We start from the raw sequence: 13,647 nt of genomic DNA, 5'->3' as shown, positions 1-13,647 counted from the left end.
GTCCGCGAAGTCCCGCCTGCCCCGCGACGCCTGGCACGCTCCCCCGAGCTCTCGACTCCGCTCGAGCAGGGGGTACCCCCGCGCCCCGCACGCCGAGAGCGCGGACGCCGCGGAGCCCGCCCTCCGGGCGAACGGCGGGACTCTGCGGACACGACCCAGCGGCGGCACCCGTCCCAAGAAGAGCGGCACCCCGCTACGCAGGGCTGCGGACCCACTCGGCGCCGGCAGCGACGCCGAGCACCCCGCTACGCCGGGTCGGGCACCCACCCGGCCTCAGCACCCACGCCGAGTACCCCGCACCTCCCTCAAGCCGTCGCAGCCGGCGGAACCGGCGGAGCCAACTGGCGGGACAGCCACGTCGGTACGCCCCCCAGCAGCCGGAACAACCGCCGGGCCTCCTCCCGCAGCCGGGACGCCTCCGGCTCCGTCTCCGTGTCGGCCAGGGACACCAGCGCAGGGGCCGTGCCGACGAGATAGCCCAGCTCCTCCCGGATCCGCAGCGACTCCGCGAAACCGTGCCGCGCCTCCGCCAACTCCCCTTCCCGCAGGGCGAGTCCCGCGAGATGACGCCATGTGAAGGACAGCAGCAGCGGGTCGGAGTGCGCCGTCGCGCCCGCGTGGGCCCGGCGGTACGCGGCCCGCGCGGCCTGAGGCGCGCTCGTCAGGTTCTCCGCCAGCCGCACGCGACGGAAGTCCAGCTGTGCCCGCGCCGGAGCCCCCGGAGGGACCAGCGCCGCTGCCCGACCGAGCGCGGCCCGCGCCTCGTCGGCCCGGTCCCGCACCGCGAGCAGCGTCGCCGCGTAGGCCAAGTACCCGCGTTCACAAGCGGCCGCGCCGCGTTCGTCGTCGCTGTGGGCCATCGCCTCGGCCGTGCGCAGCGCGTCCTCGGCCTCCTCCCAGCCCTGCTCGGTGTACAGACACCGTTCCACCAGCAACGACGCGCGTTGGAGCGCCGCCGCCGGTGTGGTCGGCAGCAGCAGGGCGGCCGCGTCGGCCCAGCACCCGCGGGAGCGCAGCCGCCATACCGCGGTCTGGAGGGGATCGTCACCGGCGGTCGTTCCGTTACCAGACATGGCGGTATGCGCCACGTTGCCCTCCCCGAGCACGCCATCGAGCTGTTGAGTGGTGGCGGCATCTCAGCACGAATCGGCGGGCCGGGCCAAGGGGGTGGGTGAAGGATTTCACAAAGTCGTGGGACTCGGGGGTGCTCCGGGTTTGCCGCCGGGACACCCCGCGTATCAGCTCATGCGCAGTGCCAGGAAGAAATCCAGCTTGTCCTCGAGCCGCGACAGATCACGACTTGTCAACTGCTCGATCCGTCCGACCCGGTAGCGCAGCGTGTTGACGTGCAGGTGCAGACGGGTGGCGCAGCGGGTCCAGGAACCGTCGCAGTCGAGGAAGGCCTCCAGGGTGGGGATCAGCTCGGCGCGGTGGCGGCGGTCGTAGTCGCGCAGGGGGTCCAGGAGGCGGGCCGTGAAGGCCCGGCGGACGTCGTCCGGGACGAAGGGCAGCAGCAGGACGTGCGAGGCCAGTTCCTGGTGGCCCGCCGCGCAGACCCGGCCAGGGCGGGCCGCGGCGACGCGCCGGGCGTGCCGGGCCTCCTCCAGCGCGCCCCGCAGGCCCTCCGCCGAGTGGACGGCCGCGCTGACGCCGAGGGTGAGGCGGCCGTCGTCGTTCAGGCCCGCCGTGAGGGGCTCCCGTACCGATGCCAGGAGCGCGTCCGCGAGGATGCCCCTCTCCGAGCCGTCGTGCTCGGCGGAGACGGCCGGGAGGGGCACCAGGGCGATGGCCTCGCCGCCCGCGTGGGCCACGGCGATGCGGTCGGAGTGCTCCGGCCCGGCGACCGCGGGGTCGACGAGGACCTCCTCCAGCAGGGCCTGCGCCACCGGACCGCCCTCGATCTCCTCGCCCTCCCAGTCGACGCGGGCCACCACCACCTGCCAGTGCGGCGCGGCTCCCAGGCCGGGCAGCAGCACCGGCGCGGCCACGCGCAGCCGGGCGGCGATCTCGGCGGGGGCAGCACCCGTCTGCACCAGCTCCAGGACCTCCTGGGCCAGGCGGCGGCGGACCGTGCGGGCCGCGTCGCGGCGGTCCCGCTCGACCGCGATCAGCTGGGTGACGCCGTAGAGCAGGTCCAGGCGTTCCTCTGGCCAGTCCCCGGCGTCCGCCTCCACGGCCAGCAGCCAGTCCGACAGGACGGTTTCGCGGACGTCCCGGGCCGGCTGCGGGGAGCGGCCCGTGGAGCGCACCGGGAACAGGGAATAGGTCGTGGCGCCCAGGACGACGCGGTGGGGGCCGCGGCGGCCCGTGCGGGTGGCGGCCAGGTGCTCCCCGGCGAGCCGGGCGCACGCCTCGGCCGGCAGGGCGGGCCCCGCAGCCGTCGAGCCGGCGATCGGGCGGCCGGTGGGGGAGAGGACCCAGGCCCGCAGGTCCAGGTCCGTGCCCAGCAGGTCCAGGACCACGTCCGGACCGCCGCCCGCCGGACCCGAGGTCATCATCCGGCGGTGGCGGTCGACGACCGCCGCGAGATCGCCGGCGCGCTCGCCGGACACCTGCCGTACGACGTGCTCGGTGATGGTCGCGAACGCCACCGACTCGTGCACCGCGAAGAGCGGAAGACGATGCCGGGCGCAGGCCACGACCAGGTCCTCGGGGACGTCCCCGAGCTCGGCCTCGCCCGCGGCCAGGGCCGTCACGCCCGCCTGCACCAGGATCCGGACGAACGGCTCCGAGTCGTCGGCGTCCCGGCGCCAGGCCAGGCCCGTGAGCACCAGTTCGCCACCGGCGAGGTAGCGGCTGGGGTCGCGCAGGTCGGTGGTCATCACACCCCGCACGGTGCGGTCCAGCTCGTCCTCGCCGCCGAGCAGCTTGAGGCCCAGCGCGTCGGTGTCCAGCAGTGCGCGCAGCCGCATTCTCGTCGCCGCCGTTCTTTGTCTCGAAATCAAACCCTGCCCGGGCTGTGTCCCAGGTCACGCGACCGTGTCGCGCGTTTCCACAGGAGAACGAGGAGGTTTCTGAGGACCTCCGTTCATACGAATCTACAAGATGCCTGTTCTGGCCAGCCAACTCCTTCATGGTTTCCGTGACTGACTCGCTCGGCGCAGTGCGCTGTGTACTGAGGCCACTACGCGTCAACAGCACATGAACGAGCCGGGACCGCCGCACACGGATTGGCTCAATCTGAACGCCCCACGAGAAGACGAAGAAGAGAGCCGGTCATGGACTTCCTTCGCCCCGCCAGCTGGGAGGAGGCGCTCGCCGCGAAAGCCGAGCACCCCACAGCTGTGCCGATTGCGGGTGGCACCGACGTGATGGTCGAGATCAACTTCGACCACCGCCGGCCCGAGTACCTCTTGGACCTGAACCGCATCGGCGACCTCTCCGAATGGGAGGTCGGCGAGGAGAGCGTGCGGCTGGGTGCCTCCGTGCCGTACACGAAGATCATGGAGAACCTGCGCGCCGAACTGCCGGGTCTCGCCCTCGCCTCGCACACGGTCGCCTCCCCGCAGATCCGCAACCGCGGCGGCGTCGGCGGCAACCTCGGCACCGCCTCCCCGGCCGGTGACGCCCACCCCGCCCTGCTCGCCGCGGGCGCCGAGGTGGAGGTCGAGTCGGTGCGCGGCACGCGCCGCATCCCGATCGACGCGTTCTACACGGGCGTGAAGCGCAACGCGCTGGCGGCCGACGAGCTGATCCGCGCCGTGCACGTGAAGAAGGCCGACGGACCGCAGCAGTTCTCCAAGGTGGGAACCCGGAACGCGATGGTCATCGCCGTGTGCGCCTTCGGGCTGGCGCTGCACCCCGGGACGCGGACCGTGCGGACGGGCATCGGCTCGGCCGCCCCGACGCCCGTTCGGGCCAAGGCCGCCGAGGAGTTTCTGAACGCCGCGCTGGAGGAGGGCGGCTTCTGGGACAACGGGCAGATCATCACTCCTTCGGTCGCCAAGCAGTTCGCGGACCTGTGCTCCGCCGCCTGCAACCCGATCGACGACGTCCGGGGCACCGCGAGCTACCGCCGCCACGCGGTCGGCGTCATGGCCCGCCGCACGCTGACCTGGACCTGGGAGTCCTACCGCGGCACCCGCCGCCTCACCGAGGGAGCTGCGTGATGCGTGTCAACTTCACGGTCAACGGCCGTCCGCAGGAAGCCGACGACGTGTGGGAGGGCGAGTCCCTGCTGTACGTGCTGAGGGAGCGGCTCGGCCTGCCGGGTTCGAAGAACGCCTGTGAGCAGGGCGAGTGCGGCTCGTGCACGGTCCGTCTGGACGGTGTGCCGGTCTGCTCGTGCCTGGTCGCCGCCGGGCAGGTGGAGGGCCGCGAGGTCGTCACCGTCGAGGGGCTCGCCGACTTCGCCAAGCAGCGCGCCGAGGGCGGCTGCGCCTCCGGCGCCTGCGGTACGTCCCTGCAGAACGCCCGGCAGTGGGGGGTGAAGGGCACCGACTCGCAGACCGGCGAGGGCACCGAGCTGTCGACGGTCCAGCAGGCGTTCATCGACGCCGGCGCCGTCCAGTGCGGCTTCTGCACACCCGGCCTGCTGGTCGCGGCCGACGAGATGCTGGAGCGCAACCCGACGCCGAGCGACGCGGACATCCGCGAGGCGCTGTCGGGCAACCTGTGCCGCTGCACCGGCTACGAGAAGATCATGGACGCGGTCCGCCTCGCGGCCGCCCGGCAGTCAGAGGCGGTCTGATCATGGCTTCCCCCAGTGGAACCCCCACGAAGATCACCCAGGGCTCCCAGACCAAGGGCGGCATCGGCGAGTCCACGCTCCGCCCCGACGGCACCCTCAAGGTCACGGGCGAGTTCGCGTACTCGTCCGACATGTGGCACGAGGACATGCTGTGGGGGCAGATCCTCCGCTCGACCGTCGCGCACGCCGAGATCGTGTCCCTCGACACGAGCGAGGCCCTGGCCATGCCGGGTGTCTACGCCGTGCTGACGTACGACGACCTGCCCACCGACGTGAAGAACTACGGGCTGGAGATCCAGGACACCCCGGTCCTCGCCCACGGCAAGGTCCGCCACCACGGCGAGCCGGTCGCCCTGGTCGCCGCCGACCACCCGGAGACCGCGCGCCGGGCCGCCGCGAAGATCAAGGTCGACTACCGCGAACTGCCCGTCATCACCGACGAGGCCTCCGCGACCGCCCCGGACGCGCTCCTCGTCCACGAGAACCGCGACGACCTCCCCCAAGGGCCTCCGACGAGCTCCGGTCCAGGGGGTATCCCCATCGCCGGCCACGTCCCGCACCCCAACATCGTGCACCGCCAGCCGATCGTCCGCGGTGACGTGGCGGCCGCCCGCGAGCGGGCCGACGTGATCGTCACGGGCGAGTACACCTTCGGCATGCAGGACCAGGCCTTCCTCGGCCCCGAGTCCGGCCTCGCCGTGCCGGAGGAGGACGGCGGCGTCCACCTCTACATCGCCACCCAGTGGCTGCACAGCGACCTGCGCCAGATCGCGCCCGTGCTCGGCCTGCCCGAGGACAAGGTGCGGATGACGCTCTCCGGCGTCGGCGGCGCGTTCGGCGGCCGCGAGGACCTGTCGATGCAGATCCACGCCTGCCTGCTGGCCCTGCGCACCGGCAAGCCCGTCAAGATCGTCTACAACCGGTTCGAGTCGTTCTTCGGCCACGTCCACCGCCACCCCGCGAAGCTGTACTACGAGCACGGGGCCACCAAGGACGGCAAGCTCACCCACCTGAAGTGCCGGATCGTTCTGGACGGCGGCGCCTACGCCTCCGCCTCCCCGGCCGTCGTCGGCAACGCCTCCTCCCTGTCCGTCGGCCCGTACGTGGTCGAGGACGTGGACATCGAGGCCATCGCCCTCTACACCAACAACCCGCCCTGCGGCGCGATGCGCGGCTTCGGCGCGGTCCAGGCGTGCTTCGCCTACGAGGCGCAGATGGACAAGCTCGCCGCGAAGCTCGGCATGGACCCGGTGGAGTTCCGCCGGCTCAACGCCATGGAGCAGGGCACGCTCCTGCCGACCGGCCAGCCCGTCGACTCCCCGGCCCCCGTCGCCGAACTGCTGCGCCGCGTCAAGGCGATGCCGATGCCGCCGGAGCGCCAGTGGGAGTCCAGCGAGGGCGCCGACGTACGGCAGTTGCCGGGCGGCCTGTCCAACACCACGCACGGCGAGGGCGTCGTACGCGGGGTCGGCTATGCGGTCGGCATCAAGAACGTCGGCTTCTCCGAGGGGTTCGACGACTACTCCACCGCCAGGGTCCGCGTGGAGGTCGTCGCCGGCGAGCCCGTCGCCACCGTGCACACCGCCATGGCGGAGGTCGGCCAGGGCGGCGTCACCGTCCACGCGCAGATCGCCCGCACCGAGCTGGGTGTCACGCAGGTGACCATCCACCCGGCCGACACCCAGGTGGGCAGCGCCGGTTCGACGTCGGCCTCGCGGCAGACGTACGTCACCGGCGGCGCGGTGAAGAACTCCTGCGAGCTGGTCCGCGAGAAGGTCCTGGAGATCGGGCGCCGCAAGTTCGGTTCCTACCACTCGGCCTGGGCGACGGCCGAACTGCTCCTGGAGGGCGGCAAGGTCGTCACCGACGGCGGCGAGGTCCTCGGCGACCTGGCCGACGTGCTGGAGGGCGAGACCGTGGAGGTCGAGGCGGAGTGGCGGCACCGGCCGACCGAGCCCTTCGACCTGCGCACCGGCCAGGGCAACGGGCACGTGCAGTACTCCTTCGCCGCGCACCGGGCCGTCGTCGAGGTCGACACCGAGCTCGGCCTGGTCAAGGTCATCGAGCTGGCCTGCGCCCAGGACGTCGGCAAGGCGCTCAACCCGCTGTCGGTGCTCGGCCAGATCCAGGGCGGCACCACACAGGGCCTGGGCGTGGCGGTCATGGAGGAGATCGTCGTCGACCCGAAGACGGCGAAGGTCAAGAACCCCTCCTTCACCGACTACCTGATCCCGACCATCCTCGACACGCCGACCATCCCGGTCGACGTCCTCGAACTCGCCGACGAGCACGCCCCGTACGGGCTGCGCGGTATCGGCGAGGCACCCACCCTGTCGTCGACCCCGGCCGTCCTCGCGGCGATCCGGAACGCGACCGGGCTCGAGCTGAACCGGACCCCGGTGAGGCCCGAGCACCTGACGGGCACCCAGCTCTCCGAGGGCTGAGCAGTCACGTCCCCCTGGGGGCTTCGCCCCCCAGGGCCTTTTGTTCGTCTCGGGCCGTCCCCCGGGTCGTGAACATCCCAACCCCCTTTGAAACTTGGGAGACGGCACCCATGACCCAGCAATCACTGGAGCCGAGGGCCACAGCCGACGACGCGGGTGAAGACACCCGCGTCCCGGCCGGACGGTCCTGGCTCGACCGGTACTTCCACATATCCCACAGACGGTCCACGGTCGCCCGTGAAGTGCGCGGCGGCATCACGACCTTCATGGCGATGGCGTACATCCTCCTGCTCAACCCCCTGATCCTGTCCGGCAAGGACGCGGCCGGCGCCACGCTGGCCCAGCCGGCCCTGATCACCGCCACCGCGTTCGCGGCGGCCTTCACCACCCTGCTGATGGGCTTCGTCGGCAAGGTGCCGCTCGCCCTCGCCGCCGGCCTCTCGGTCTCCGGAGTCCTCGCCTCCCAGGTCGCGCCCGAGATGACCTGGCCGCAGGCGATGGGCATGTGCGTGATGTACGGCGTGATCATCATGCTGCTGGTCGTCACCGGCCTGCGCGAGATGATCATGAACGCGATCCCGCTCGCGCTCAAGCACGGCATCACGATGGGCATCGGCCTGTTCATCGCCCTCATCGGTTTCTACAAGTCGGGCTTCGTGCACCAGGGCAAGGCCACGCCCCTCGCGCTCGGCCCGTCGGGCGAACTGGCGGGCTGGCCCGTGCTGCTGTTCGCGGGGACCCTGCTCCTGATCTTCATGCTCCAGGCCCGCAACATCCCCGGCGCCATCCTCATCGGCATCGGCAGCGGCACGGTCGTCGCGGCGGTCCTGAACGCCGCCGGTGTCGTCAACCCCGGGCAGTGGTCGGGCGGCGCACCCGAACTGCACGGCAGCGCGGTGTCCATGCCCGACTTCTCGCTCTTCGGGGACGTGCAGTTCGGCGGCTGGGGCGAGGTCGGCGCGATGACCGTCGGGATGATCGTCTTCACGCTGGTGCTCGCCGGGTTCTTCGACGCGATGGCCACCATCATCGGCGTCGGCACCGAGGCCGAGCTCGCCGACGCCAAGGGCCGCATGCCGGGCCTGTCCAAGGCGCTGTTCATCGACGGGGCCGGCGGCGCGATCGGAGGCGTGTCCGGCGGCTCCGGCCAGACGGTGTTCATCGAGTCGGCGACGGGTGTCGGCGAGGGCGCCCGCACCGGCCTGGCCTCCGTGGTCACGGGCCTGTTCTTCGCGGCCTGCCTGTTCTTCACCCCGCTCACGGCGATCGTGCCGCAGGAGGTCGCGTCCGCCGCCCTCGTCGTCATCGGCGCCATGATGCTGATGAACGCCCGGCACGTGGACTGGGCCGACCGGGCCACCGCCGTCCCGGTGTTCCTCACGGTCGTGCTGATGCCGTTCACGTACACCATCACCACCGGTGTGGCCGCGGGCGTCATCTCCTACGTCGCCATCAAGACCGCCCAGGGCAAGTGGCGCGAGATCGGCACCTTCATGTGGATCCTCACGGCGGTGTTCCTCGTCTACTTCACCCTCAACCCGATCGAGAGCTGGCTGGGCGTCCATTGACGCCCCGAGCCGTAAGCCTTTCGCAGCCTAAGGAGACCGACACAGATGCTGGACATCGCCGAGGAGCTGAACCGGTGGGTCGAGCAGGGCCGTGACTTCGCCGTCGCCACCGTGGTGGCCGTCGGTGGCAGCGCGCCCCGCGGGCCCGGCGCCGCGCTCGCGGTGGACGCCGAGGGCACAGCGATCGGCTCGGTCTCCGGCGGCTGCGTGGAGGGCGCGGTCTACGAGCTGTGCGAGCAGGCGCTGCGGGACGGCGAAACCGCCCTGCAGCGCTTCGGATACAGCGACGACGACGCCTTCGCCGTGGGCCTGACCTGCGGCGGCGTCATCGACATCCTGGTCACCCCGGTACGGGCCGCCGATCCGGTCCGCCCGGTGGCCAGGGCCGCGCTCACCGCCGCCGCACTAGGGGAGGCGGCGGCGCTGGCGCGGATCGTGTCGGGCCCACGCGAACTGACGGGCCGGGCCCTCGTGGTCCGCCCCGACGGTTCCCGCGACGGCGGCTTCGGCGCCCATCCGGAGCTGGACCGCACGGTCGCCGCCGAGGCCGGCGCCTTCCTGGACGCCGGCCGCACCGGAACCCTGGAGATCGGCGAGCAGGGCTCGCTCTGCGGAGCGCCTCTCACGGTCCTGGTCGAGTCCTCGGTCCCCGCAGCCCGCATGATCGTCTTCGGGGCGATCGACTTCGCCTCCGCCCTGGTCCGCATGGGCAAGTTCCTCGGCTACCACGTCACTGTGTGCGACGCGCGCCCCGTCTTCGCGACCCGGACGCGCTTCCCGGACGCCGACGAGATCGTCGTCGACTGGCCCCACCGCTACCTGGAGCGCACGGACGTCGACACCCGTACGGTCCTGTGCGTCCTCACCCACGACGCCAAGTTCGACGTGCCCCTGCTGAAGCTGGCGCTGCGCCTGCCGGTGGCGTACGTCGGTGCCATGGGCTCCCGGCGCACCCACCTGGACCGCACCACCCGCCTGCGTGAAGTCGGCGTCACCGAAACGGAGTTGAGCCGGCTGCACTCGCCGATCGGCCTGGACCTCGGGGCTCGTACGCCCGAGGAGACGGCCCTGTCGATCGCGTCGGAGATCGTCGCCGGGAAGCGGGGCGGCAGCGGGGTCTCGCTGACCGGGGCGCACACACCGATCCACCACGAGCCGGAGTCGAAGGCGGTCGGGCGGATCGGCTCGGTCGCCTGAGCCGTCAGGGCTGTCTGAGCAGGCGGTTCAGGGCCCGGCCGAACACGTGCCGCGACGAGCGCCGCACCACGCCGTCGAAGAGCGACGGCAGGAACCGGATCCGGATCTCCTCCCGCCAGATCACCCGCGTACGGCCCCCCGGCCCCGGTCGCACCTCCAGTTCGGCCCACCCCAGCACCACACGGCCCCGCTTCTCGAGCCGGCACAGCCCCGCGGCCCCGTCCTCCGGCGGCTGCCACACCGTGACCTCCATCGGGTCGTCGAAGACCAGCGGCCCGGCGCCCGAACGGGCCACGACGAGCGTGCCCTCACGCGTCGGCCCGGGCGTCACCACCCGGACCACCGTCAACGGCACCGCCTCACCGTGCCGCGGCCATCGCGTGATCCGCCGCCACGCCTCGTCGAGGGGGAGTGGAGCCGTGCGTTCGAGCAGGATGTTCGCCACGCCCCGATCGTAGGGAACCCGGGGGGCCTTACCGGTACACCTCGCCCGGCTCGGCCTCGCCCGGTGCCAGCAACTGGGGCACCGTCACGAAGACGTACCCGCGTTCCTTCAGCGCGTCGACGATCCCCGGTACGGCCGGCACCGTGCCGTCGTAGAGGTCGTGCAGGAGGATGATCCCGTCCCGGGAGGACTGGGCGAGGACGCGGCGGGTGATCAGGTCGGAGTCGGTCGTCTTGTAATCCTTGGCCGTCACGCTCCACAGGACCTCGGAGAGGCCCAGCTCGCGGCAGATGGCGTGCACGGTCTCGTCGGTGCGGCCCTGCGGCGGGCGCATCAGGGTCGGGCGCCGTCCGGTGAGGCGCTCTATCTCCTGGTTGGGGCGTTCCAGCTCCTCGCGTATCTCCTCCGGTCTCAGCCGGGTCAGGATCTTGTGACCCCAGGTGTGGCTGGCCACCTCGTGGCCCTCGTCGGCCATGCGCCGCACCAGCTCCGGGTACTTCTCGATGTGCCGCTTGCCGAGGAGGAAGAAGGTCGCCGGGACCTGCTTCTCCCTCAGGATGTCCAGCAGCCGCGGGGAGTGCTCGCTCGGTCCGGCGTCGAAGGTGAGTGCGATGCACTTGACCTCGCGGCAGTCGACGGTGCCGAAACGGGCCGTTCGGAGGTCCGGGGCCGGTCGGGCCCGGACGGTGCTGGGGGCCGTGGTGTCGGCCCCCGAGCAGCCGCTCAGGGCCAGGGTGAGGGCGGCGGTCGCCGCGAGCGTCCCGGCCGTTCGGAACGCGGTCCCCGTTTTCTTCATCTTCTTGGTCTGAGAAGGCATGCCCGGACTATATATCGCGTGTATACGCGCGGTTTATAGTCATCGAGGCGTTCCCTGACGGTCTGGCCCGGTGTTTGGGGGAGCCGTACCGCGGCACTCGCCAGCACGGTGGCTCGCGCATGCCGTCGGAGGGAGGGCCGCCCGGATGACCTCGTACGCCGTCGTGATTCCCACCCTCGCCTCGGACACCCTCGCCTCGGACACCCTCGCCGACTGTCTCGCCGCGCTCGCCGCCGCGACCGGACCGCACCCCGAGGAGATCGTTCTCGTCGACGACCGGACCGAGCGCGAACCCGGCCCGCTGCAGCACCCGTTGAGCGTCCTCGGCGACCTGCGGGAGCGGACCACCGTGCTGGGCGGCGGCGGTCGTGGGCCCGCCGCCGCCCGCAATACCGGGCTGCGCGCCGTGCACACGCCGTGGACCGTGTTCCTCGACGACGACGTCCAGGTGGGCGCCCGCTGGTGCGAGAAACTGGCCGAGGACCTCGCCGAGGCCTCCCACGACACCGCCGGTGTCCAGGGCGTCCTCGCCGTGCCGCTGCCGGGCGAACGCCGCCCCACCGACTGGGAACGCGGCACCGCGGGGCTCGTCCGGGCCCACTGGGTCACCGCCGACATGGCCTACCGCACGGAGGTCCTCAAGCGGGTCGGCGGCTTCGACGAACGCTTCCAGCGCGCCTTCCGGGAGGACGCCGACCTCGCGCTGCGCGTCCTCGACTCGGGCTGGCGTATCCGGCAGGGCCGCCGCACCACCCGCCACCCCGTGCGCTCAGCCTCCCGCTGGGCGTCCGTGCGCCAGCAGCGCGGCAACGCAGACGACGCTCTCATGCGGCATCTGCACGGCCCCGACTGGTGGGACAAGGCCGTCGCGCCGCGCGGCCGGATCCGCACCCACGCGGCCATCACGACCGCCGGGGTCGCCGCCTGCGCCCTGGCCGCCACCGGGCACGGCCGGGCCGCGACGGCCTGCGCGCTCGGCTGGGCGGCCGGTACGGCTGAGTTCGCCCGCGCCCGCATCGTCCCCGGCCCGCGCACCCGCCACGAGGTGGCGACGGTGCTCGCCACCAGCGTGCTCATCCCGCCCACCGCGACCTGGCACCGGCTGGCGGGTGCCTGGCGCCACCGTCACACCCCATCTTGGCAGGAGGAGGCCACCCCGTGAGCCCGGTGAAGGCCGTGCTGTTCGACCGCGACGGCACGCTCGTCGAGGACGTCCCGAACAACGCCGACCCCGACCGCGTACACCCCGTCCAGGGTGCCCGCGAGGCGCTCGACCTGCTGCGCGGGCACGGCATCCGCACCGGTGTCGTCACCGACCAGCCCGGTGTCGCGGGCGGACTGCTCACCGACGCCGACGTCCGCCGCGTCAATCACCGCGTGGACGAACTCCTCGGCCCCTTCGACGTGTTCGCCGTCTGCCCGCACGGCCCCGACGAGGGGTGCCACTGCCGCAGGCCCCAGCCCGGCATGCTGCTCTGGGCGGGCGGGCGGATCTGCACCGGGCCCGCCGAACTCGTGGTCATCGGCTCCACCGCCGCCGGTGCGCAGGCCGCGCGCCGGGCAGGCGCCCACGGCGTCCTCGTCCCGAACGGGCACACCCGCCCCGAGGAGGCCGCCCGGGCCGACCACGTCGCCCCGGACCTGCTCACCGCCGTCCGCGCGGTGCTGGACGGACCGCCGAAGGGCCGTGTCCTCGCCGACGAACGCCCCATCCAGGAGGCGTTCACGGCCGACCCGGAGTGAAGGGGCGGTTCTCAGCTTCCGCACCACCGGCACATCAGCCGGAACGCGGCGAACATCGTCAGGGGCCATATCGCGGCGAACGCCCAGATCACACCCGGCTCGGACGTGACGATCCCGGCCACCATCAGCCCGGCCGACACCGCGACCAGGACCGCCACGGTCCAGACACGGGGACGGTAGGCGGCCAGACGGGCCAGGGCGCGGGCGGGGTCGGGGCGGCGGCTCACTCGGTGGGTGCGCAGCTTGCGGTCGAGACGACGGTCGCGGCGCAGAGCGCGTTCCATCTCGTCGAGGATGCGCTGCTCGTTCTCGGGAAGTCGGCCGATGGACACGCTCTCTCCTTCCGGGCAGCCGGACCGTCTCTCCTTCAGGGGGACGTGCGGCGGGGGAAGCACGGCGGGGGACGTACAAGCGGGTGCCCCGTGGGACCCCCGGGCTAACCGGGCACCGGCCGCGCCAGCGCCTCGACGAGCCGGTCCGCGCTGTCCGGCACGGTGCCCTCGCGGAACCCGTCGCGGATCTGCCGCGCGGTCACCCGGCCGCCGGTCAGGCACCAGTCCCACCAGCGGTCCAACTGCCGCACGTCCAGCCGCTCGGCGGGCACCAGCGCGGGCCAGCCGCAGGCACGGGCCTGCGCGGTCAGCTTGGCGCCGCCGGCCACCGGGTCGACGGCCAGCACCGGCGTGCCGACCCGCAGCGCGATCACCAGCCCGTGCAGCCGGTCGGTGACGACGAGGTCCAGC

At 72.5% G+C, this 13,647-nt stretch carries 12 protein-coding genes and 1 pseudogene; 7 read left to right on the top strand and 6 right to left on the bottom strand.

Going from position 1 to position 13,647, the window contains the following annotated elements:
• Nucleotides 1–305: 305 nt before the first annotated feature.
• The gene (locus ABZ281_RS14905) at nucleotides 306–1,073 is read right to left on the bottom strand and encodes a hypothetical protein (RefSeq protein WP_356655547.1); all 768 of its coding nucleotides are present in this window, start codon (nucleotides 1,071–1,073) and stop codon (nucleotides 306–308) included.
• A 165-nt stretch (nucleotides 1,074–1,238) separates the two neighbouring features.
• Nucleotides 1,239–2,912 (bottom strand): PucR family transcriptional regulator ligand-binding domain-containing protein, encoded by a 1,674-nt coding sequence (locus tag ABZ281_RS14900; protein WP_356655545.1) that lies wholly within the window; start codon nucleotides 2,910–2,912, stop codon nucleotides 1,239–1,241.
• Between the two features lie 306 nt (nucleotides 2,913–3,218).
• Here ABZ281_RS14900 and ABZ281_RS14895 point away from each other — a divergent pair, with 306 nt between their 5' ends.
• The 5 genes from ABZ281_RS14895 (at nucleotide 3,219) to ABZ281_RS14875 (ending at nucleotide 9,899) form a co-directional block, all read left to right on the top strand.
• Nucleotides 3,219–4,109 (top strand): xanthine dehydrogenase family protein subunit M, encoded by an 891-nt coding sequence (locus ABZ281_RS14895; RefSeq protein ID WP_356655543.1) that lies wholly within the window; start codon nucleotides 3,219–3,221, stop codon nucleotides 4,107–4,109.
• Nucleotides 4,109–4,690, top strand: a complete 582-nt coding sequence (locus ABZ281_RS14890) for a (2Fe-2S)-binding protein (RefSeq protein ID WP_356655541.1) — start codon at nucleotides 4,109–4,111, stop codon at nucleotides 4,688–4,690. The genes ABZ281_RS14895 and ABZ281_RS14890 overlap by 1 nt, the downstream gene beginning before the upstream one ends.
• Before the next feature lie 2 nt (nucleotides 4,691–4,692).
• A complete protein-coding gene (locus ABZ281_RS14885; protein WP_356655539.1) occupies nucleotides 4,693–7,134 on the top strand; it encodes a molybdopterin cofactor-binding domain-containing protein in 2,442 nt (813 codons plus the stop codon).
• Between the two features lie 110 nt (nucleotides 7,135–7,244).
• Nucleotides 7,245–8,702, top strand: coding sequence for an NCS2 family permease (locus tag ABZ281_RS14880; RefSeq protein WP_356655537.1), 1,458 nt, complete (start codon nucleotides 7,245–7,247; stop codon nucleotides 8,700–8,702).
• A 45-nt stretch (nucleotides 8,703–8,747) separates the two neighbouring features.
• A complete protein-coding gene (locus tag ABZ281_RS14875) occupies nucleotides 8,748–9,899 on the top strand; it encodes an XdhC/CoxI family protein (RefSeq protein WP_356655535.1) in 1,152 nt (383 codons plus the stop codon).
• 4 nt (nucleotides 9,900–9,903) lie between these two features.
• Here ABZ281_RS14875 and ABZ281_RS14870 read toward each other — a convergent pair whose 3' ends face one another.
• Both ABZ281_RS14870 and ABZ281_RS14865 read right to left on the bottom strand, forming a co-directional pair.
• Nucleotides 9,904–10,344 (bottom strand): SRPBCC family protein, encoded by a 441-nt coding sequence (locus ABZ281_RS14870; RefSeq protein WP_356655533.1) that lies wholly within the window; start codon nucleotides 10,342–10,344, stop codon nucleotides 9,904–9,906.
• Nucleotides 10,345–10,372: 28 nt separating this feature from the next.
• On the bottom strand, nucleotides 10,373–11,140 hold the full coding sequence (locus tag ABZ281_RS14865; RefSeq protein ID WP_356655549.1) for a polysaccharide deacetylase family protein: 768 nt from the start codon (nucleotides 11,138–11,140) through the stop codon (nucleotides 10,373–10,375).
• Nucleotides 11,141–11,306: 166 nt separating this feature from the next.
• On the opposite strand from ABZ281_RS14865, the gene ABZ281_RS14860 reads away from it, so the two are divergent.
• Both ABZ281_RS14860 and ABZ281_RS14855 read left to right on the top strand, forming a co-directional pair.
• On the top strand, nucleotides 11,307–12,323 hold the full coding sequence (locus tag ABZ281_RS14860; protein ID WP_356655531.1) for a glycosyltransferase: 1,017 nt from the start codon (nucleotides 11,307–11,309) through the stop codon (nucleotides 12,321–12,323).
• Complete coding sequence (locus tag ABZ281_RS14855) at nucleotides 12,320–12,904, top strand: HAD family hydrolase (protein WP_356655529.1); 585 nt, start codon at nucleotides 12,320–12,322, stop codon at nucleotides 12,902–12,904. The genes ABZ281_RS14860 and ABZ281_RS14855 overlap by 4 nt, the downstream gene beginning before the upstream one ends.
• A gap of 11 nt (nucleotides 12,905–12,915) precedes the next feature.
• On the opposite strand, the gene ABZ281_RS14850 is transcribed toward ABZ281_RS14855, so the two are convergent.
• Both ABZ281_RS14850 and ABZ281_RS14845 read right to left on the bottom strand, forming a co-directional pair.
• On the bottom strand, nucleotides 12,916–13,236 hold the full coding sequence (locus ABZ281_RS14850; RefSeq protein ID WP_356655527.1) for a hypothetical protein: 321 nt from the start codon (nucleotides 13,234–13,236) through the stop codon (nucleotides 12,916–12,918).
• Between the two features lie 104 nt (nucleotides 13,237–13,340).
• Nucleotides 13,341–13,647, bottom strand: a pseudogene (locus tag ABZ281_RS14845) (polysaccharide pyruvyl transferase family protein); the annotation flags it as partial.

The sequence above is a fragment of the Streptomyces sp. NPDC006265 genome (assembly GCF_040613555.1).
Classification (GTDB): Bacteria; Actinomycetota; Actinomycetes; order Streptomycetales; family Streptomycetaceae; genus Streptomyces.
This window is presented reverse-complemented; position numbering and strand designations above follow the sequence as displayed.

Coding starts and splice junctions, on each gene's coding strand:
- ABZ281_RS14905 (WP_356655547.1), bottom strand. CDS start 1,073: ATGTCTGGTAACGGAACGACCGCCGGTGACGATCCCCTCCAGACCGCG.
- ABZ281_RS14900 (WP_356655545.1), bottom strand. CDS start 2,912: ATGCGGCTGCGCGCACTGCTGGACACCGACGCGCTGGGCCTCAAGCTG.
- ABZ281_RS14895 (WP_356655543.1), top strand. CDS start 3,219: ATGGACTTCCTTCGCCCCGCCAGCTGGGAGGAGGCGCTCGCCGCGAAA.
- ABZ281_RS14890 (WP_356655541.1), top strand. CDS start 4,109: ATGCGTGTCAACTTCACGGTCAACGGCCGTCCGCAGGAAGCCGACGAC.
- ABZ281_RS14885 (WP_356655539.1), top strand. CDS start 4,693: ATGGCTTCCCCCAGTGGAACCCCCACGAAGATCACCCAGGGCTCCCAG.
- ABZ281_RS14880 (WP_356655537.1), top strand. CDS start 7,245: ATGACCCAGCAATCACTGGAGCCGAGGGCCACAGCCGACGACGCGGGT.
- ABZ281_RS14875 (WP_356655535.1), top strand. CDS start 8,748: ATGCTGGACATCGCCGAGGAGCTGAACCGGTGGGTCGAGCAGGGCCGT.
- ABZ281_RS14865 (WP_356655549.1), bottom strand. CDS start 11,140: ATGAAGAAAACGGGGACCGCGTTCCGAACGGCCGGGACGCTCGCGGCG.
- ABZ281_RS14860 (WP_356655531.1), top strand. CDS start 11,307: ATGACCTCGTACGCCGTCGTGATTCCCACCCTCGCCTCGGACACCCTC.